The sequence below is a fragment of the Vibrio splendidus genome (assembly GCF_024347615.1).
GTDB classification, from domain to species: domain Bacteria; phylum Pseudomonadota; class Gammaproteobacteria; order Enterobacterales; family Vibrionaceae; genus Vibrio; species Vibrio splendidus.
Map to the genome: position 1 here is coordinate 3,585,829 of NZ_AP025508.1, position 18,579 is coordinate 3,604,407.

Below are 18,579 nucleotides of genomic sequence, written 5' to 3' on the forward strand. Positions count from 1 at the left end.
GTCTGTAGAATGTATTGAATACGATTTAATGTCAACAGATCCATTATGAATTTTTCTCAAGTAGATCGTGAGTAAAACTCAAGTCGTTAGATGGGTCGCAAAGCAGAAATAATGTAGAAAAAAGGCTGACAAACACATCGTGCTTTCAGCCTTATTTATCTTAGTGAATAGTATGCTATTTAGACACTAAACCAACCGATCTGAAAATCAAAACAGGCTAGACATTCTGTTTAAGTCAGATTGAATTGCACCAGCAGTGACTTCACGCCCTGCACCTGGGCCGCGAATAACCAATGGATTATCTTTGTACCATTTGCTCTCAATCGCAAAGATATTATCGCAGGGCAGTAAGTTCGCCAAAGCGTGCTCTTTAGACAGTGCTTCAACGCCTACGGTTGCCTTACCGTTCTTCTCCAAACGCGCTACGTAACGTAGAACTTTCTGTTGAGAGTGCGCTTTTTCCAAACGCTCAGCCAACTCTTCGCTTAGAACAGAAGCTTTATCGAAGAAGTCATCCACTGATAGCTCTTGTAGCTCTGCAGGTACGAGCGATTCCACTTTGACGTTTTCAGGTTCGATATCCAAACCCGATTCACGCGCCAGAATCACCAGCTTACGCATGACATCTGAGCCATCAAGGTCAGCACGCGGATCCGGTTCCGTCAGGCCTTGTTGCCACGCTAAGTCGACTAACTCGCTGAACGGCACCGTGCCATCAAACTGTTGGAACAACCAAGATAAAGTGCCAGAGAAGATGCCTGATAACGCAATGATATCGTCACCGCTCTCACGCAGGTCTCGCACAGTGTGGTTGATAGGTAAACCAGCACCCACTGTCGCGTTGTACAGCCAGTGGCGGCTGATCTTAGCGAAAGCATCTTGTACCTGATGGTAATACTCGCTCGATGCAGATCCTGCCACCTTGTTAGCCGAGATCAGGTGGATACCTTGTTGTGCAATTTGTAGGTATTTTGCAGCAAGCACAGGGCTTGCAGTTACATCGAGTATTACCGCTTCATCGTAACCCTGAATAGAACCTAAACGCTCTAGCCAGTCGTTACCATTGTTGGCAATCGCTTCATCATCAAAACGTTTACCAACTGAAGTCGCATCAATGCCTTGATCGTCGAACCAATAGGTTTGGCTATCAACCACCGCAACCAATTCAAAGTTCATCCCACGACGCTTTTCAAGTTCCGCTTTTTGCTCGGAAAACAGGCTTAACCAACTTGAGCCAATGTTGCCCTTACCACACAAGGCAATCGCCACACGCTTCTGAGCTTGGAACAGTTGAGAGTGAATGCCTTTCACTAGGCTTGATGTTTCACTCTTACGAATCACAGCCACCAAGCTTAAGCCTGAGTTCGCTTCTGAGATAAACTCCACTGGCGAGCTCTTGAGCTGCTGGTAGAAGCCGTAGCAATGGTTCGGGTTCTTAGTCACACCCGCCCCCACTGCAGCAATCAGAGAAAAACCTTCTTTCAGTTTAATCTCAGCTTCAATCGCGTGATCTTGTAGATATTCTAATGCACCACCAGCGATCTCTTCCGTGTAAGCAAGGCGCAAGCAGTGTTGATCGGGTTCTAATTCATAAGCAAGCGGCTCTAATTGAGCACGCTTAAGCCCTTCAAGGACTTCACTCTCCAGACGGTCGAAATCATGGCCGTGACCAAAGGTCAGTTGCACGATAAGAACTTCATCCAAAGAGGTAATAATTTTTGCACCGCGCCCCGATGCCAGTACTCGCTCTATCTGTGTAGAGCCCGCCTCCGGCTGGTAGCTGCAGCGCAAGCTGAGATCCATAGCACTTTGAGCGACAGGCTGTAGCGTTCGGCTGTGTAGCACTGGAGCCGCAAGACGAGCTAATTCACTGGCTTCATCAAGGCGAAGCAGAGGTAATAAACACGCATCCGAAACCAAACGAGGGTCTGCGCTGTATACGCCCGCCACATCACTCCAGATTGTCACGCGTTCAACTTCAGCCAGAGCACCAATCACGGTTGCTGAGTAATCCGAACCGTTACGACCAAGCAGTACCGTTTCGCCTTCGCAGTTCTGAGCCATAAAGCCAGTAATTACTACGCGGCAATGTGCATGCTGCGCCAAGGCTTCTTTAATCAGAGGATAAGAGCGTGCGCGGTCAACTTCAGGTTGAGCACCCGCTTCTGCACGTAAAAAGGCACGCGCATCTTGAGCAACCGCTTGTAAGTCATGCTGGCACAACAACGTCGCCAACAAACGTGAAGACCAAACCTCACCATGACCCAGTACTTGTGCTTTTTGTGCTTCACTCAAGGGAGCCGTTAGCTCACCCAAAGCGGTGAATTCTTGTTGAATGGTTGCCGTTAGTTGCGAGGCAGCTTCACCTTCAAGCAGAGCCTCAATCAGTTCAAGTTGAAACTGACGAAGAGTTTGCAGGCATTCATGAGCAATACGACCATCTTTGTCGAGCGCTTCAACAAACTCAATTAAGCGGTTGGTTGTTTTGCCTGCGGCCGATACCACCACCAAGTCCGTCGCTGATGAATATTCTCTAAGAATGTTGACCACGCGTTGGTAACATTCAGGGTTCGCTAAACTGCTGCCACCAAATTTATGTAGCTGGCGAAAGGTTGCCATTATTAAGCCTCCCCTTCAGCAATAAAACGTTGTGTTTTTTCAAACGCTTGCTTGAGATCGTCGATTAGGTCTTCCGCGTCTTCAAGGCCAACAGAAAGGCGCAGTAATTGTTGAGAAACACCCGCTTCTGCCAATGCTTCTTCGCCCATCGCACGGTGAGTCATCGACGCAGGGTGACAAATCAGGCTTTCAACCCCACCCAGTGATTCAGCCAAAGAAAATAGCTCTAACTTATCTACAAAATATTTAAGTGCTTCAAAAGAGCCCGCAAACTCAAAGCTCAACATGGAACCAAAGCCCAACTGCTGTTTCTTCGCGATCTCGTGACCCGGGTGTTCAGGAAGGCTTGGGTGGTAAATAGTGCCCACCAGATCTTGTTGTTGCAGAGCCGTCAGAATTTCACGTGAACTCTCTTCGTGAACACGCATACGCGCACCTAGCGTACGAATACCACGTAGAGTCATGTAACTATCAAATGGTGTGCCGGTCGCACCAATACAGTTGCCCCACCATGCAAGCTCTTCAGCGTGCTCTTCAGTTTTCGTCACGACAACGCCACCAATAACATCTGAGTGTCCGTTGATGTATTTGGTGGTTGAGTGGATAACAAAATCAGCACCCAACTCTAAAGGCTTTTGGAACACAGGCGTCAAAAATGTGTTATCGACAGCAACCAGAGCACCAACCTCTTTCGCTTTACGGCAAGTCTCTGCAATATCAACCACACGAACCAACGGGTTCGATGGCGTTTCTATTAAGATCAACTTTGGCTTGAGCGCGATCGCCGCATCCAACGCTGCTTGATCCGATTGATCAACGAACAAAACTTTAAAGTCACCTTTTAATGAGCGGGTATTAAACAGGCGGTAAGTGCCGCCGTAGCAGTCGTGTGGTGCGATAATAAGATCATCACCGCCTAAGAAAGCGGATACCCACAAGTTAAGTGCCGAAGTGCCACAGTTAGTCACCACTGCACCTTTGCCAGACTCAAGCTCAAACAATGCCGTTTCTAATAAACCACGATTTGGGTTACCAGAACGGGTGTAATCGTACTTTGGCACTTCACCAAAAGCGGGAAACCCATAGTTAGTCGAAAGATAAATAGGTGGGACAACGGCATGGTGTTGCGTGTCTGACTCGATACCAGTACGTACTGCGATTGTTGCTGGCTTCCGGCTGCTCATAGGTGCTTCCTTACAAGTTTTGCGTCTGAGAATCACAGCGGCTTGTCGGCATTCTGCGGCTGTGTTAGATATATGTTATTCACTTTACTTTCATAAATGTGAGACGTCAACACTTCTGGACGTCTATATGTCTTTGCTTATGGCAGTAAATCCCGCTAAAATCACCACTATTAATTTATTCTAACAACTAAAGTGATGAAGGTACGCAATGGCCGACTGGAATGGTGAATACATAAGCCCATATGCTGAGCATGGAAAGAAAAGCGAACAAGTAAAAAAAATTACAGTTTCTATCCCTCTAAAAGTGTTAAAGGTTCTTACTGACGAGCGCACTCGCCGCCAGATTAATAACCTACGCCATGCAACAAACAGTGAGCTACTGTGCGAAGCCTTTCTACATGCGTACACAGGCCAACCACTGCCAACGGATGAAGATCTCCGTAAAGACCGTCCAGACGACATCCCGACTGAAGTGAAAAAGCTGATGACAGAGATGGGTATCGAATTCGAAGCGTTTGACGAAGAATAAAAACAACTCAGTCACTGCCTTCAATATTGATTCGCTATAACTGAACCTTATTTGTCACATCACCCACTACGTTATCGGTAGCTGCTCTGTGAATGATAGACATAAAAAAACCGACTCCTATGAGTCGGTTTTTTATTATTCTTTTTCGCTCAATAGAGCAACAGCTTTTAAGCTATTGAGCTATTGAGCTATTAAATTATTAAATTATTAAATTATTAAATTATTAAATTATTAAATTATTAAAGCATTAAGCCATATAGTTAGCAGGCATCTCAATACGAGCTACGCCAGATTCAACGGCCGCTACTGCAACCGCTTTTGCTACGCGAGGAAGTAGACGTGGATCCATTGGCTTAGGAATGATGTAGCCTTTACCAAACTCCAGTGCAGTCTCACCTGCAGCAGCGAGTACTTCAGCCGGAACTTCTTCTTTCGCTAGTTCACGAATCGCTTTAACCGCAGCCAGCTTCATCTCATCATTGATTTCGCTCGCACGCACATCAAGCGCACCACGGAAAATGAATGGGAAACAAAGTACGTTGTTTACTTGGTTCGGGTAATCGCTACGGCCTGTACCCATGATAAGGTCAGAACGAACTTCATGAGCAAGCTCTGGCTTGATCTCTGGATCTGGGTTTGAACATGCAAACACAACAGGCTTATCAGCCATCAGCGTGAGTGCTTTAGCTGGTAGCAGGTTAGGACCCGATACGCCCAAGAACAGGTCAGCGCCTTCAATAACATCTTCAAGCGTGCGCTTGTCCGTGTTATTTGCGAATAGCGCTTTGTATTCATTCAAGTCTTCACGACGAGTGTGGATTACACCTTTACGGTCAAGCATGTAGATCTTCTCACGCTGAGCGCCACACTTAATCAGCAGTTCCATACAAGCAACCGCCGCTGCGCCAGCACCCAAGCAAACGATCTTACACTCTTCAAGCTTCTTACCTTGAAGCTCAATCGCGTTCAGCATACCTGCAGCCGTTACAATCGCTGTACCGTGTTGGTCATCGTGGAAAACAGGGACATCACAACGCTCAATCAGGCGACGCTCAATCTCAAAACAGTCAGGTGCTTTGATGTCTTCTAGGTTAATACCACCGAATGTATCTGCGATATTCGCAACCGTATCAATGAACTCATCGATTGTGCGGTGTTTTACTTCAATATCGATAGAATCTAAACCAGCAAAACGCTTAAACAGTAGCGCTTTACCTTCCATAACAGGTTTAGAAGCAATAGGGCCAAGGTTACCTAGGCCAAGAATCGCTGTACCGTTAGAGATAACTGCAACCATGTTGCCTTTACCTGTGTACTTATAAACGTTATCAACGTTCTGTGCGATCTCGCGAACAGGCTCAGCCACGCCTGGGCTGTATGCAAGTGCTAGGTCTTCTGCAGAGTTTGCAGGCTTCGTCAGTTCTACGGCAATTTTGCCTGGAATTGGGAACTCATGGTAATCAAGAGCTTGCTGACGGAATTGTTCTTGAGGCGATAACGCTTGAGAGGATTGATCTTGGCGGCTGTCTTCAGACATAGGTGTAGGTTCCTAGGATATTATTATTTGGGGGATCTTGTTCATGTTAATAGATGTACTTCAAAGTTCCTAGGTGGTTAAAGCCTCTGTCTCATTAAAAAACGAGATTTCACTACTAATAAGACCAGTGAGCAGTTGAAATTACTGTCGCTTGTTGAACTTTCGAGCGGATTTCGAGAATGGAGTGTGGGGTGTAAGTTATGAAACAAAACTCAAGCGGGTTGCCTGTCGTTTTCGAGAAGTTGATGGCTGAATAAGATTCAGCGTTTTCTTAAATTTCAGGCAACAAAAAAGGACACCGAAGTGTCCTTTTTATGTCTAAATAGCGAGAATTACTTCTTGCTAGAAAGAGCACCGAAACGCTTGTTGAAGCGATCAACACGGCCGCCAGTATCTACGATACGTTGCTTACCAGTGTAGAATGGGTGACATTTGTCACATACGTCTAGGTGGATAGATTCTTTTGCAAGCGTTGAGTTGAACTCAAATGTGTTGCCGCAAGAACAAGTTGCAGAAACTGCTTTGTATTCTGGGTGGATACCAGTTTTCATGGGATAACCTCAAGTAGGCCGTGTCGCTATACGATTCTAAGCCGTACACCACACGTAGTTAAAAAATAAAATAAAGACACCGCTGCATCACTAAACTGCGATAAAGCCATACCTTTAAGGCGCAGTATAGTAATGAATCTATAAGGCAGGATCAACTGATTTGATACATTTTTCACCAATAGCCTCTTTATTTCCTTTGTCGGCCTGAGATTTCGGGCTCTCGTTATCTTCCTGCGTTAACTCGATACTCTCATCCAAACTGCTCCTCGAATTTAACGCCCTTATCCATTAGACTGTTCGCTCTCGTCAACTCAGATAAAGCTGTCCCTTTATGCGTCCAATGATTGCCCGCGTGGCACTGCCTGTTCCACTAGACAAGCAGTTCGATTACAAGATTCCTAACCACCTATTCCCGATTATTGGTGGACGAGTCTCTGTGCCTTTTGGACGACAAACCTTAACTGGTATTGTTACAGCTCTGGTTAACGAATCTGAATTCGATCTAGACAAGCTCAAGCCCATTAAAGCCTTATTAGACAACCAACCCGTTTGGCCAGAATCGGTCTACTCACTCTTGGTATGGTGCAGCCAGTTCTATCAGTATCCACTGGGTGAAACCTTGGCTAATGCTCTACCAAGCGCTTTACGAAAAGGCAAAGCTGCCGACTTCGCAACGCTTGTCGAGTGGCAATTGACCCCATCAGGCAGAGATCAACTGATGCAAGGCTTTGGTCGTGCGGTTAAGCAAGCCAAAGTGATGCACATGCTTGAGCACGGCCCTGTTCCTCATCAAGAATTCATTAATGAAGAAGTCGGGAGCGCGGTGCTTAAGACTTTGGAAGAGAAAGGTTGGATTGAGTCGGTAGAAAAAAAACCGAAGCGCAAGCCATGGCCAGTTGAACTTGAAAACGAACAAGACAAGCCGAAGCTCAATGCTGAACAAGCGATCGCGATTGCGACAGTAAATAGCCAAACCGATTTTAGTTGCTTCTTGCTCGAGGGGGTTACCGGCTCAGGTAAGACCGAAGTCTACCTGAATATGATCAAGCCGATTCTCGAGCAAGGTAAACAAGCGTTAGTCTTGGTACCGGAAATAGGCCTCACTCCACAAACGATTAATCGCTTTAAGCGTCGTTTTAATGTGCCTGTTGAGGTGATTCACTCTGGATTAAACGATTCTGAACGACTGAATGCTTGGTTATCAGCGCGAGACAAAATAGCGGGCATTGTGATTGGTACGCGCTCGGCTCTGTTCACCCCCTTCGCTGATCTGGGAATTATCATTGTCGATGAAGAGCACGACGCCTCTTATAAGCAGCAAGATAGCCTACGCTACCACGCTCGTGATGTAGCCATCATGCGTGCTCATAAAGCGCAGATCCCGGTTGTGTTAGGCTCGGCGACTCCGGCCTTTGAAACGCTGCACAACGCTCAGATCGGTAAATACAGTTATCTCACCCTTACTTCACGTGCGGGTGTCGCGCTGCCGACCACCAATAAAGTGTTGGATGTGAAAGGTGAATATCTAGAAAGTGGCTTGTCTGCTTCTTTGATTGCTGAAATGCAAAGACACCTCAAAGCAGGCAACCAAGTGATGTTGTTTCTCAACCGTCGTGGGTTCTCTCCCGCACTGATGTGTCACGATTGTGGTTGGACTGCAGAATGTAAGCGTTGTGATGCCTACTACACCTATCACCAGTACAGTAATGAAATGCGCTGCCACCACTGTGGTTCTCAGCAGCATATCGTACACAATTGCCAAGGTTGTGGTTCAGCGAACTTAGTGACGGTGGGTGTTGGTACCGAACAGCTAGAGGCTCAACTTGGTCAGCTATTCCCTGAATACAAAACCATTCGTATTGACCGAGACAGCACCCGCCGCAAAGGCAGCTTAGAAAGCGCGCTCGAGTCGATTCGTAAAGGTGAATACCAAATTCTTATCGGCACACAGATGCTTGCTAAGGGTCACCACTTTCCTGACGTGACACTTGTGGCGTTATTGGATGTTGACGCCTCTTTATATAGTAGTGACTTCCGCGCCTCTGAACGGTTGGCTCAACTGTTTACTCAAGTCGCCGGTCGAGCAGGCCGTGCCAGTAAGCCGGGTGAGGTTATCTTACAAACTCACCATCCAGAACATGGCTTGTTACAAGCGTTGCTGCACAAAGACTATAACCACTTTGCCCAAACCGCATTGGCCGAGCGTAAACAAGCGATGCTGCCACCTTATACCTTTATGACTCTGTTTAGAGCGGAAGCCAATGACACACGTTTGGTGGAAGAGTTCTTGCGTCAAGTTCGTCATACATTAGAATCGCACCCCTTGTTTGACCAATATTGCATGGTTCTAGGCCCCACCCCAGCGCCACTGGCCAAGCGAGCGGGTAAATCACGCTGGCAGTTGATTCTACAAACTCAGACTCGTTCGTTAATGCAGAAGTTATTAATGAGTGCGAAGCCGGCAATTAATATGTTACCTGCTGCGAAAAAAGTCCGTTGGTCACTCGATATTGAGCCGCAAGATTTGAGCTAAACCTACTTGGGTTAAAACTAATGATAAGTTTGTTCACAAATATTTCATATTTCTCGTGAGCAACCTCACACTAGTCATGTGATTTTTGTTAATCTAGCCGTAACTTTACACGGATGAAACGAATAAAATATTGCAATAAAAAAAGTGTTAGCAACACTTTCATAATATCTATCCGATTGTATTAATTATTCACGCCTTAAATACTTAGGCGACAAAGGAACTTAAAAGAGGGTTTAATTTATGGCGACAATGAAGGATGTTGCCCAGCTAGCAGGCGTCTCAACGGCAACGGTATCACGTGCATTGATGAACCCTGAAAAAGTCTCGGTTTCGACTCGTAAACGAGTTGAGACAGCAGTACTTGAAGCTGGATACTCACCCAATACATTAGCTAGAAATTTACGTCGCAACGAATCAAAAACCATCATCACTATCGTTCCTGATATCTGTGACCCTTACTTCGCCGAAATCATTCGTGGTATCGAAGATGCCGCTGTAGAGAATGACTACCTCGTTCTACTGGGTGACAGTGGTCAACAAAAGAAGCGTGAGTCTTCATTTGTTAACTTGGTCTTCACAAAACAAGCAGACGGTATGCTACTGCTTGGCACTGATCATCCGTTTGATGTCAGTAAGCCTGAGCAAAAGAATTTACCGCCAATGGTTATGGCGTGTGAATTCGCACCTGAGCTTGAACTGCCAACGGTTCACATCGACAACCTAACCTCTGCATTTGAAGCCGTGAATTACCTCGCTCAGTTAGGTCATAAGCGCATCGCTCAGATCTCTGGACCAACGACTGCAACCCTGTGTAAGTTCCGTCAACAAGGCTACCAACAAGCATTGCGCCGCGCTGGAGTATCAATGAACCCAGCTTACAGCACTGTGGGCGATTTCACCTTTGAAGCGGGTGCGCAAGCGGTTCGTCAATTACTAGCACTTCCTGAACAACCTACAGCGATCTTCTGTCATAACGATGCGATGGCGATTGGTGCGATTCAAGAAACGAAGAAGCTAGGTTTACGCGTTCCTCAAGACCTATCGATTGTTGGCTTCGATGACATCCAATTCGCTCAATACTGCGATCCACCGCTAACCACTATTTCTCAGCCTCGCTATGAGATTGGACGCCAAGCGATGTTGATGATGCTTGATCTATTGAAGGGCAACGATGTGCAAGCAGGTTCGCGTCTGCTTGAAGCTAAATTAGTCGTTAGAGGCAGCACCGCACCACCTCGAATGTAACCCTCAGAAATACCCTTATAAATCTGCGGCACATTTTGATGTGCCGCTTCCATTTCTGCACTATTATCCTCGCGCAATCTGGATTACCATGAGGACAGAATCAGCAACTATTGAATTGTCTTGTGGCTAATAGAGATTATGTAAAGCGCGGTCGTGGCACGAAAAAACCGACCAAGAAACAAGCCCCTCGCCGTAAACCTTGGCGCAGTGGTCTTTTGGCGATCCTCCTTGCCGGTGGTTTTGGTTATGGACTTTACTTATTGAGTAATGATCCTGAGCCGCCAGCACCAACACCTGTGGCTACCAAACCAAAACCTAAGCCAAAACCAGCGAAAGTGATTCCACCGCCTCCTGAAGAGAAGTGGGACTACGTTGAAACGCTGCCAAGCCGCGAGATTGAAGTTAAAGCCAAAGAGCAAGAGATCTCTAAGATCCCTTACGTGATGCAGTGTGGCGCTTACAAAACGTCAGCACAGGCAGAAACGCGCAAGTTAGATATTGCGTTCCAAGGTATCTCGAGTGAAATCCGTAAAAAAGACGGCAGTAGCTGGTACCGTGTGGTTTTAGGGCCATACAAGTTGAAGCGTGACGCCGAGCGCGATCGTCATAAGCTGCAACGGGCGAAAATCGAACCTTGCGCTATTTGGAAAGACACCGATTAGATTTAGCGATAGTCGCAGTCTTAATCTTAGCAAAAGCCGAAAACCAAACTCCGAAAGCCTCCCATTGTGGAGGTTTTCTTTTATTTACTCCCTTTAGTCCGTTTTCCTTACAACTTCCGCCGATAAGTTGCGCGACATCACTCGCCCTTCCTTGAATTATCCGAGCACCATCCTCATATACTTTTTATACCCAAAGATAAGAAATATTAAGAGGCCCTACTCGTGACTACCATTGTATCTGTACGTCGTAATAATAAAGTCGTCATCGCGGGTGATGGACAAGTATCTCTAGGCAATACTGTAATGAAGGGCAATGCCCGTAAAGTACGTCGCCTATACAACAACAAAGTACTGGCTGGTTTTGCTGGCGGTACGGCAGATGCTTTCACGCTATTCGAAAAATTTGAAAGCAAGCTGCAAATGCACCAAGGCCACCTAACCAAAGCTGCCGTTGAGCTGGCGAAGGATTGGCGTAGCGATCGTGCTCTACGTAAATTAGAAGCACTGCTAGCAGTCGCGGATGAAACCGCTTCGCTGATCATTACTGGTAACGGCGACGTCGTTCAACCAGAGAACGACCTGATTGCGATCGGTTCGGGCGGCAACTTCGCTCAAGCAGCAGCGACTGCACTATTAGAAAATACTGATTTAGATGCGCGTGAAATCGCAGAAAAGTCGCTGAACATTGCTGGCGATATCTGTGTATTCACCAACCATCACCACACTATTGAAGAACTAGAAAGCACCGTTGAGCTGCCAAAGCCAGAGTAACGACCGCTTCCATCAATAACGTTGTATTCAACAGTGATTAAAGAATTAAGGAAAAACCATGTCTGAGATGACTCCTCGCGAAATTGTTCACGAACTCAATCGCCACATTATCGGCCAAGACAACGCTAAGCGTTCAGTGGCTATCGCTCTACGTAACCGCTGGCGTCGTATGCAGCTTGAAGAAAGCCTGCGTGTTGAAGTTTCGCCAAAAAACATCCTAATGATTGGCCCAACGGGTGTGGGTAAAACTGAAATTGCTCGCCGTCTAGCGAAACTCGCTAATGCGCCGTTCATCAAGGTAGAAGCGACTAAGTTCACCGAAGTTGGCTACGTTGGTAAAGAAGTTGAGACCATCATCCGTGATCTAACGGACGTTGCGATCAAGATGACGCATCAACAAGCGATGGAAAAAGTACAATACCGCGCTGAAGAGCAAGCTGAAGAACGCATTCTTGATGCCCTTCTACCACCAGCACGTGATGCTTGGGGTCAGAACGAGCAATCAACTGAAGACACCACCTCTTCAAACACTCGCCAGATTTTCCGCAAGAAACTGCGCGAAGGTAAGCTAGACGACAAAGAGATCGAAGTCGATGTGGCCGCACCGCAAATGGGCGTAGAAATCATGTCACCTCCTGGTATGGAAGAGATGACCAACCAGCTGCAAGGCATGTTCCAAAACCTAGCTGGCGACACCAAGAAAAAGCGTAAGATGAAAATCAAAGACGCATTCAAAGCACTGACAGAAGAAGAAGCTGCGAAGCTTGTGAACCAAGAAGAGCTAAAAGAGAGCGCGATCTTCAACGCTGAAAACAACGGCATCGTATTCATCGATGAGATCGACAAAATCTGTAAGCGTGGCGACAGCTCAGGCCCAGACGTATCTCGTGAAGGTGTTCAACGTGACCTACTGCCTCTAATCGAAGGCAGCACAGTATCAACGAAGCACGGCATGGTTAAAACTGACCACATCTTGTTTATCACATCAGGTGCTTTCCAAGTGGCTAAGCCATCTGACCTGATCCCTGAACTGCAAGGTCGTCTACCAATCCGCGTAGAACTTGAAGCGCTTTCTGCACATGACTTCAAACGTATTCTTACTGAACCAAAGGCGTCACTGACCGAGCAGTACATTGCCCTGATGAAAACAGAAGATGTCGGCATTGAGTTCACTGAAGATGGCATCAACCAGATTGCAGACGCAGCATGGCGTGTGAACGAAACCACTGAAAACATCGGTGCGCGTCGTTTACACACCGTCATGGAGCGCCTAATGGATGAAATTTCATTTGACGCAACAGACCGAGCAGGCAGTAAATTGCTGATTGATGAAGCTTATGTAATATCTAAGCTTGGCGAGCTCGTAGAAGACGAAGACCTAAGTCGCTTCATCCTGTAGCACACAAAACTCCAACTTATTGCTCTATCTCAAAGAAATAGCAGCTAATAAGCGAATTCAAGGCCCACTTTCGAGTGGGCTTTTTATTACCCGAAAAATGGGCGTATACTCAAATCACAGTTTGAAACGAAGACTTACAAAGAAATAGACCTACGATGAAACAATCTCTACTGATTTGGCTTGATGCCGCACGACCAAAAACTCTGCCTCTCGCACTCGTCTCTATTCTTACAGGAAGTAGTTTAGCGTTCGCCGGCGGTCAGTTTTCTCTATCAATAGCCCTACTGGCTTTTTTAACTGCCACCTTATTACAAATTTTATCGAACCTAGCCAATGACTATGGTGACGCAGTAAAAGGCACAGACAACGAAAACCGTCTGGGGCCAACACGCGCAATGCAATCCGGCGCGGTGACCGCGAAAACCATGAAGCAAGCCATCATCCTCAACATCGTGTTTACCATGCTCGCTGGGCTGATTCTTATTTTTCATGCCTTAACCTCGATTGAAAGCATCTTATCTTTCATCGCGTTAGGCGTATTAGCCATAATGGCTGCCATCGCTTACACAGTGGGCAATAAACCTTATGGTTATATTGGCCTTGGCGACTTATCGGTATTTATCTTCTTCGGTTTGTTAGGCGTTTCAGGCACATACTTCCTACACACTGGTCATGTTGAGCCAAGCCTATTTCTTCCGGCCTTAGGCTGTGGATTAATGGCGGTTGCGGTACTCAACATCAACAACATGCGTGATATAGAGAACGACAGTGAATGTGGTAAGCGCACCATGGCGGTTCGCCTAGGGCAACGCAAAGCCAAGCACTATCATTTTGCACTGCTTGGGCTCGCCCTTGCTTCTTTCGCTATCTACCTACTGATTCAAGAAAAACCGGTCTGGATCAGCCTGCCGTTTTTATTGAGCATTGTTATTGTTTACAAACATGGCAAGGCCGTTTGGGAAACCGAAAAACCAGCGCAGATTGCACCAATGATGCCAGTGATTGTGAAATGCTCACTGGTCACTAACCTATTGTTTGCAGGGGTTGTCGTAGCTCAAACTCTATTGAGTTAAATGAGACTAATCATTGCAAAGGGATCAAGCACCGATATACTCAAAGTAAGCTCATTGTTCAAAAGGTATACTAATGGAATACAACACTTCAGCACTGTGCGACATATATTTGGATCAAGTTGATGTCGTGGAGCCCATGTTCAGCAACTTCGGTGGACGTGCATCCTTCGCAGGACAGATCACGACATTAAAGTGTTTTGAAGACAATGCTTTGATTCGCTCCGTATTAGAGCAAGATGGTCTGGGACGTGTGTTGTTAATCGATGGTGGCGGCTCACTACGCAAAGCGCTGATCGATGCTGAGATTGCCCTACTTGTCGAAGACAATGAGTGGGAAGGTATTGTGGTTTACGGCTGTGTTCGTGAAGTCGATGAGCTAGAAGACATGAACATTGGTATTCAGGCTTTGGCTTCAATCCCTGTTGGTGCGAGCCAAGCAGGTGTCGGCGAATTGGACGTACCGGTCAACTTTGGCAGCGTAACCTTCTTACCGGAAGATTACCTCTACGCTGACAACACCGGTATTATTCTTTCGGCAGAGCCTTTAGATGTAGAACTTGATCTGGATGTTGAAGAAGAAGAGATCGAGTAACTCTCACTCAGCTTCAAATAATAAAACAACCATAAGAACACGAAGCATAAGAATACAAACAAAAACGCCCGCTACTCAGTAGCGGGCGTTTTTTTAAATCTGAAGAGTCAATTACTCTACGTCATCCATTTTACCAAGAAGGTTACGGATGCGATCTTGCCACGCTGAATGCTCTTCCTGCATTTGCTGAGTTTTTTGCTCTAGCTCGTGACGGCTTTCTTTAAGCTCACCAGCTTCTGTTGCTAGTGCTTGTTTCTCTTCTTTAAGCTCTTCCACTTCCATTTGAAGAAGTGCAATTGTATCTACTGCTGTTTGAATTTTTGCTTCTAGCTGCTCTAGTACTTCAAAAGACATTCTGGCCTACCTTTAAGTTATCCGTTTGATGGTGAAGGTCTACTCCACTTATTTCCCCATTCTACTCAGCAGAGCAAGGATAAACACTCAATATATTCGATATTTTGCGCCATTCGATGAAAAAAACAGCGCTTTTTACCGAATATTGACGTGAATTATTACTACCGCGACAACAGACTGATTATTTTGATGAATATTACCTGTTTTCACCCGCAAATTGATCAAGAGCAATCCCCAAAAAACAAAAAGGCAAACGTTTCCTTTGGGATATGGTAAAATTCGCCGCGAAATTTCTATTCCCCTTTTGAAAATTTTGGAGTCCGCATGAAACGCGATTTAGCAATGTCATTCTCTCGTGTCACTGAAGGTGCAGCACTAGCTGGTTACAAGTGGCTTGGCCGCGGCGATAAAAACGCTGCAGATGGCGCTGCTGTAGAAGTAATGCGTAGCCTACTGAACAAAACCGAAATTAGCGGCGAGATCGTTATCGGCGAAGGTGAAATCGATGATGCACCTATGCTATACATCGGCGAAAACGTCGGTATTGGCGGTGATGCGGTAGATATCGCCGTTGACCCAATTGAGGGGACACGCATGACAGCAATGGGCCAATCAAATGCATTGGCTGTATTGGCTGCAGGCGAAAAAGGTAGCTTCCTAAAAGCACCTGACATGTACATGGAAAAATTGGTTGTTGGTCCTGGCGCAAAAGGCGTGATTGACCTAGAACTGCCACTGACAGAAAACCTAGAAAACATTGCGAAAGCACTAGGTAAAACACTCGATACACTGGTAGTAACCACACTGGCTAAGCCACGTCATGATCAAGTGATTGCCGATATGCAAGCAATGGGCGTTCGTGTATTCGCAGTGCCAGATGGTGATGTTGCTGCTTCTATCCTCACGTGTATGCCAGACAGTGAAGTCGACGTAATGTACTGCATCGGCGGCGCGCCTGAAGGCGTGGTTTCGGCTGCGGTTATTCGCGCACTCGACGGCGACATGCACGCACGTCTGCTTCCTCGTCATGAAGTAAAAGGCGATACAGAAGAGAACCGCAAACACGGTGAGCTTGAACTAGAGCGTTGTGCAGAAATGGGCGTAACGGCGGGCATCGTATTGAAGATGGAAGACATGGCTCGTAGCGACAACGTTGTATTCTCAGCAACCGGCATTACTAAGGGTGACCTTCTAGAGGGCATCACACGTACAGGCAATATCGCAACTACAGAAACACTGCTTATCCGTGGTCGCTGCCGTACTATTCGTCGCATCAAGTCTATTCACTATCTAGAACGTAAAGACCCAGAAGTGATTGGTCACATCCTGTAAACCTAAACTAGGTTCAACAGAACACGCGAAGGCTGATACCAAGTATCAGCCTTTTGTTTTATTGGCCATCAATAACCTGTGCATTTCACCTACGCCATAGTAAATGGTTTGCTTTATAAACACCTTGCCTCATAATAGTAAGGTTCATTAGGTAGAGATAGTATGAAAACAAGCGACAAAATCTTACAGACCATTAAGCGTCAAGGCGCGGTAACCGCGAAACAACTGTCAGAAGAATTTGGCATGACGACAATGGGTGCCAGACAGCACCTACAAAGTTTGGAAGATGACGGTATTCTTGCGTTTCATGATGTTAAAGTAAAAGTGGGTCGCCCGACTCGCCACTGGTCCCTGACTCAACAAGGCCATGGTCAATTTTCAGATCGACATGGTGAGCTCACCATTCAAGTGATCGATGCTGTCGAGAATCTGTTTGGTAAAGAGGGGTTAGCTAAGGTTGCGGCCGAGCGTGAACAACACACCCTTAAGCAATATCAAACCGCGCTGTCTGATTGTGACTCGCTGATCAGCAAGCTTAAAAAACTCACCCAGCTGCGTGAAGACGAAGGCTACATGGCTGAACTTCAAGAGCATGACGATCACTACATCTTGATCGAGAACCACTGCCCTATCTGCAAGGCTGCGACTCGCTGCCCTAGCCTGTGCCAATCTGAGCTCAATGTTTTCAAAGAATTACTCAAAGATGAATGTCATGTGATCCGCACTGAACACATCATTACTGGCGAGCGTCGTTGTACTTATACCCTAACGCCAAGTTACTGATCCTGTCTCAATATTGAGAAAACACCAATAGATTAAAATTTGTACAAATTTCTTTCTTAAGCTTAAAGCATATGAAACATGCTTAATGCTAAGGAAGGAATCATGGCACATCCACAGCCCAATCAAAAACTGCCCCCTTTTGATGAACTGGTCCAACTCGCGAAAAGCGATCCGAAAGCATTCGATCAATTCAAACACGAGATGTGCGAACAGATGATTTGCTCAGCCTCAGAGACCATGCAAAACAGGCTTCGCGCTCAACAAAGTCATATCGATTTAGTCGTCAGCCGCTGCAAGAATCCACATCACGCTAATGTTGTTCTGATGCAAGAGCTGCGCTGTCAGGTCTGTAAATTCCAAGATGCACTCAAAGGCCGCTGCGATTTTGAAGAATCTCTGCCTGAAAATGTCGTGCCTTTCAGGCCAAATACAGAGCCAAAAATGTACTGAAAGCTAAAATGTATTAGTGAAAAAAACGCATTAAAAACAAAATGCCTTAGAACAAAAAAGGGAGCGCAATGCTCCCTTTTTACTGATGAATCATCCAATCTTTAAACGGGATCTTCACCGTAATCATTGCGACCTTCAGTGCCTTTCATCAAACCGCATTCTACCAAGATCCACAAACCACACACTAGTGCAGCAACCGTTGCCACCATGTGAATAGGCAATACTGGCTCTGTCGTAGTCGCAGCCATAGGTGATGCAAGTCGCCCGAGTACGAGCGGTACATTCAGCAATAGCCAGTAGTTAGACTTGTTGCGGTCATGCCAGCGCTTAGCGGTAACAGCAAGATCTGGAATAACAAGTAATAGAAGGAAGATTGGTAACAGGAGATAGGAGTATGCTGGGAACAAAACCGAGATACCGGTGGCAAAACCAGTAATCGCGATATAGTAGAAAATATTCCAAACCCAGTAAGTCTTACGACCAATTCTCCCTTTGAAAGAGAGCAGTAAATCTTTCATCGACATCTTAAATACTCAAAAAATTAATACGCTACCAAAAAGTTAGCAGCAAATAGTCAGTTAATCACTTTTAGTTCGTTGATTATTTTTAGCTAGTTAATCACTTTCTGAAAGCAACTTTTATCCATATCCCTTATGTTGACCGTTAGGCTGCGGATATGGCTTGCCTGTTCTTGTAAGGTTTGCATCAACAAACGCGACAATTCTCTTTTCTGTTCTTCGGTACGCCCTGAAAGTAACTCGAAGCTAATATGAACAAAATCCACATTGTCCTCTTCATCACCGACCAACCAGTTATGACAGCGCAGTGAACGAGACTTCACAGAAGGTACATCAAACAAACCACAGTTTAATGTAACTTGATGAAGATCTTCTAGTAAACCTTGGATATTCACTCGCTCATCCACTGAATTTGAGTACTCTAGAACTAGATTCGGCATTATTACT

At 46.0% G+C, this 18,579-nt stretch carries 18 protein-coding genes; 11 read left to right on the forward strand and 7 right to left on the reverse strand.

The genetic code is table 11. The features are described 5' to 3' along the window. Nucleotides 1-207 precede the first annotated feature (207 nt). Nucleotides 208-2,619, reverse strand: coding sequence for a bifunctional aspartate kinase/homoserine dehydrogenase II (locus tag OCU90_RS16130; protein WP_061023586.1), 2,412 nt, complete (start codon nucleotides 2,617-2,619; stop codon nucleotides 208-210). 2 nt (nucleotides 2,620-2,621) lie between these two features. Continuing rightward, nucleotides 2,622-3,803 (reverse strand): O-succinylhomoserine (thiol)-lyase, encoded by a 1,182-nt coding sequence (locus tag OCU90_RS16135; RefSeq protein ID WP_029224093.1) that lies wholly within the window; start codon nucleotides 3,801-3,803, stop codon nucleotides 2,622-2,624. A gap of 208 nt (nucleotides 3,804-4,011) precedes the next feature. Here OCU90_RS16135 and metJ point away from each other — a divergent pair, with 208 nt between their 5' ends. Continuing rightward, nucleotides 4,012-4,332, forward strand: coding sequence for a met regulon transcriptional regulator MetJ (gene metJ / locus OCU90_RS16140; protein WP_004729686.1), 321 nt, complete (start codon nucleotides 4,012-4,014; stop codon nucleotides 4,330-4,332). Between the two features lie 247 nt (nucleotides 4,333-4,579). Here metJ and OCU90_RS16145 read toward each other — a convergent pair whose 3' ends face one another. Then, entirely contained in the window at nucleotides 4,580-5,869 is a 1,290-nt protein-coding gene (locus OCU90_RS16145) for a malic enzyme-like NAD(P)-binding protein (RefSeq protein WP_017077602.1), read from the reverse strand. A 332-nt stretch (nucleotides 5,870-6,201) separates the two neighbouring features. After that, complete coding sequence (gene rpmE, locus OCU90_RS16150; protein WP_004729688.1) at nucleotides 6,202-6,420, reverse strand: 50S ribosomal protein L31; 219 nt, start codon at nucleotides 6,418-6,420, stop codon at nucleotides 6,202-6,204. A 331-nt stretch (nucleotides 6,421-6,751) separates the two neighbouring features. Here rpmE and priA point away from each other — a divergent pair, with 331 nt between their 5' ends. The 7 genes from priA (at nucleotide 6,752) to rraA (ending at nucleotide 14,695) form a co-directional block, all read left to right on the forward strand. Then, entirely contained in the window at nucleotides 6,752-8,953 is a 2,202-nt protein-coding gene (priA, locus tag OCU90_RS16155; RefSeq protein ID WP_061023587.1) for a primosomal protein N', read from the forward strand. Nucleotides 8,954-9,193: 240 nt separating this feature from the next. After that, nucleotides 9,194-10,198 carry a DNA-binding transcriptional regulator CytR gene (cytR, locus tag OCU90_RS16160; RefSeq protein ID WP_017083807.1) on the forward strand — a complete coding sequence of 335 codons (1,005 nt, stop codon included), beginning with the start codon at nucleotides 9,194-9,196 and terminating at the stop codon, nucleotides 10,196-10,198. A 122-nt stretch (nucleotides 10,199-10,320) separates the two neighbouring features. Beyond that, nucleotides 10,321-10,860, forward strand: coding sequence for a cell division protein FtsN (gene ftsN / locus OCU90_RS16165; protein WP_029222060.1), 540 nt, complete (start codon nucleotides 10,321-10,323; stop codon nucleotides 10,858-10,860). Between the two features lie 222 nt (nucleotides 10,861-11,082). After that, nucleotides 11,083-11,631: an ATP-dependent protease subunit HslV gene (gene hslV, locus OCU90_RS16170; RefSeq protein WP_004729692.1), complete on the forward strand. Its 549-nt coding sequence runs from the start codon at nucleotides 11,083-11,085 to the stop codon at nucleotides 11,629-11,631. 58 nt (nucleotides 11,632-11,689) lie between these two features. After that, entirely contained in the window at nucleotides 11,690-13,030 is a 1,341-nt protein-coding gene (gene hslU, locus OCU90_RS16175) for an HslU--HslV peptidase ATPase subunit (protein ID WP_017077598.1), read from the forward strand. Nucleotides 13,031-13,185: 155 nt separating this feature from the next. Continuing rightward, nucleotides 13,186-14,103: a 1,4-dihydroxy-2-naphthoate polyprenyltransferase gene (locus OCU90_RS16180; protein WP_017080187.1), complete on the forward strand. Its 918-nt coding sequence runs from the start codon at nucleotides 13,186-13,188 to the stop codon at nucleotides 14,101-14,103. A 73-nt stretch (nucleotides 14,104-14,176) separates the two neighbouring features. After that, nucleotides 14,177-14,695 carry a ribonuclease E activity regulator RraA gene (gene rraA, locus OCU90_RS16185; RefSeq protein WP_061023589.1) on the forward strand — a complete coding sequence of 173 codons (519 nt, stop codon included), beginning with the start codon at nucleotides 14,177-14,179 and terminating at the stop codon, nucleotides 14,693-14,695. A gap of 111 nt (nucleotides 14,696-14,806) precedes the next feature. Here the strand turns inward: rraA and zapB are convergent, their stop codons facing one another. Continuing rightward, complete coding sequence (gene zapB / locus OCU90_RS16190) at nucleotides 14,807-15,049, reverse strand: cell division protein ZapB (protein WP_004729696.1); 243 nt, start codon at nucleotides 15,047-15,049, stop codon at nucleotides 14,807-14,809. Nucleotides 15,050-15,373: 324 nt separating this feature from the next. Between zapB and glpX the strand changes: the two genes are divergently transcribed. From glpX to OCU90_RS16205, 3 genes are all read left to right on the forward strand, one after another. Beyond that, nucleotides 15,374-16,381, forward strand: a complete 1,008-nt coding sequence (gene glpX, locus OCU90_RS16195) for a class II fructose-bisphosphatase (protein WP_004729697.1) — start codon at nucleotides 15,374-15,376, stop codon at nucleotides 16,379-16,381. Between the two features lie 162 nt (nucleotides 16,382-16,543). Beyond that, complete coding sequence (locus OCU90_RS16200) at nucleotides 16,544-17,164, forward strand: helix-turn-helix transcriptional regulator (RefSeq protein WP_061023590.1); 621 nt, start codon at nucleotides 16,544-16,546, stop codon at nucleotides 17,162-17,164. A gap of 102 nt (nucleotides 17,165-17,266) precedes the next feature. Beyond that, nucleotides 17,267-17,614 carry a DUF3135 domain-containing protein gene (locus OCU90_RS16205; protein ID WP_017077594.1) on the forward strand — a complete coding sequence of 116 codons (348 nt, stop codon included), beginning with the start codon at nucleotides 17,267-17,269 and terminating at the stop codon, nucleotides 17,612-17,614. Nucleotides 17,615-17,715: 101 nt separating this feature from the next. Here the strand turns inward: OCU90_RS16205 and OCU90_RS16210 are convergent, their stop codons facing one another. Together OCU90_RS16210 and OCU90_RS16215 are read right to left on the reverse strand one after the other, a co-directional pair. Further along, nucleotides 17,716-18,138, reverse strand: a complete 423-nt coding sequence (locus tag OCU90_RS16210) for a DUF805 domain-containing protein (protein WP_061023592.1) — start codon at nucleotides 18,136-18,138, stop codon at nucleotides 17,716-17,718. An 86-nt stretch (nucleotides 18,139-18,224) separates the two neighbouring features. Further along, complete coding sequence (locus OCU90_RS16215) at nucleotides 18,225-18,572, reverse strand: 5-carboxymethyl-2-hydroxymuconate Delta-isomerase (RefSeq protein ID WP_004729703.1); 348 nt, start codon at nucleotides 18,570-18,572, stop codon at nucleotides 18,225-18,227. Between the last annotated feature and the right edge of the window lie 7 nt (nucleotides 18,573-18,579).

Excerpts from the sequence above, each read along its gene's own strand:
- priA (WP_061023587.1), top strand. The coding sequence starts at position 6,752 with ATGCGTCCAATGATTGCCCGCGTGGCACTGCCTGTTCCACTAGACAAG.
- OCU90_RS16200 (WP_061023590.1), top strand. The coding sequence starts at position 16,544 with ATGAAAACAAGCGACAAAATCTTACAGACCATTAAGCGTCAAGGCGCG.
- zapB (WP_004729696.1), bottom strand. The coding sequence starts at position 15,049 with ATGTCTTTTGAAGTACTAGAGCAGCTAGAAGCAAAAATTCAAACAGCA.
- hslU (WP_017077598.1), top strand. The coding sequence starts at position 11,690 with ATGTCTGAGATGACTCCTCGCGAAATTGTTCACGAACTCAATCGCCAC.
- rraA (WP_061023589.1), top strand. The coding sequence starts at position 14,177 with ATGGAATACAACACTTCAGCACTGTGCGACATATATTTGGATCAAGTT.
- cytR (WP_017083807.1), top strand. The coding sequence starts at position 9,194 with ATGGCGACAATGAAGGATGTTGCCCAGCTAGCAGGCGTCTCAACGGCA.
- OCU90_RS16145 (WP_017077602.1), bottom strand. The coding sequence starts at position 5,869 with ATGTCTGAAGACAGCCGCCAAGATCAATCCTCTCAAGCGTTATCGCCT.
- OCU90_RS16130 (WP_061023586.1), bottom strand. The coding sequence starts at position 2,619 with ATGGCAACCTTTCGCCAGCTACATAAATTTGGTGGCAGCAGTTTAGCG.
- glpX (WP_004729697.1), top strand. The coding sequence starts at position 15,374 with ATGAAACGCGATTTAGCAATGTCATTCTCTCGTGTCACTGAAGGTGCA.
- OCU90_RS16180 (WP_017080187.1), top strand. The coding sequence starts at position 13,186 with ATGAAACAATCTCTACTGATTTGGCTTGATGCCGCACGACCAAAAACT.
- OCU90_RS16205 (WP_017077594.1), top strand. The coding sequence starts at position 17,267 with ATGGCACATCCACAGCCCAATCAAAAACTGCCCCCTTTTGATGAACTG.
- OCU90_RS16210 (WP_061023592.1), bottom strand. The coding sequence starts at position 18,138 with ATGTCGATGAAAGATTTACTGCTCTCTTTCAAAGGGAGAATTGGTCGT.
- OCU90_RS16215 (WP_004729703.1), bottom strand. The coding sequence starts at position 18,572 with ATGCCGAATCTAGTTCTAGAGTACTCAAATTCAGTGGATGAGCGAGTG.
- metJ (WP_004729686.1), top strand. The coding sequence starts at position 4,012 with ATGGCCGACTGGAATGGTGAATACATAAGCCCATATGCTGAGCATGGA.
- OCU90_RS16135 (WP_029224093.1), bottom strand. The coding sequence starts at position 3,803 with ATGAGCAGCCGGAAGCCAGCAACAATCGCAGTACGTACTGGTATCGAG.
- rpmE (WP_004729688.1), bottom strand. The coding sequence starts at position 6,420 with ATGAAAACTGGTATCCACCCAGAATACAAAGCAGTTTCTGCAACTTGT.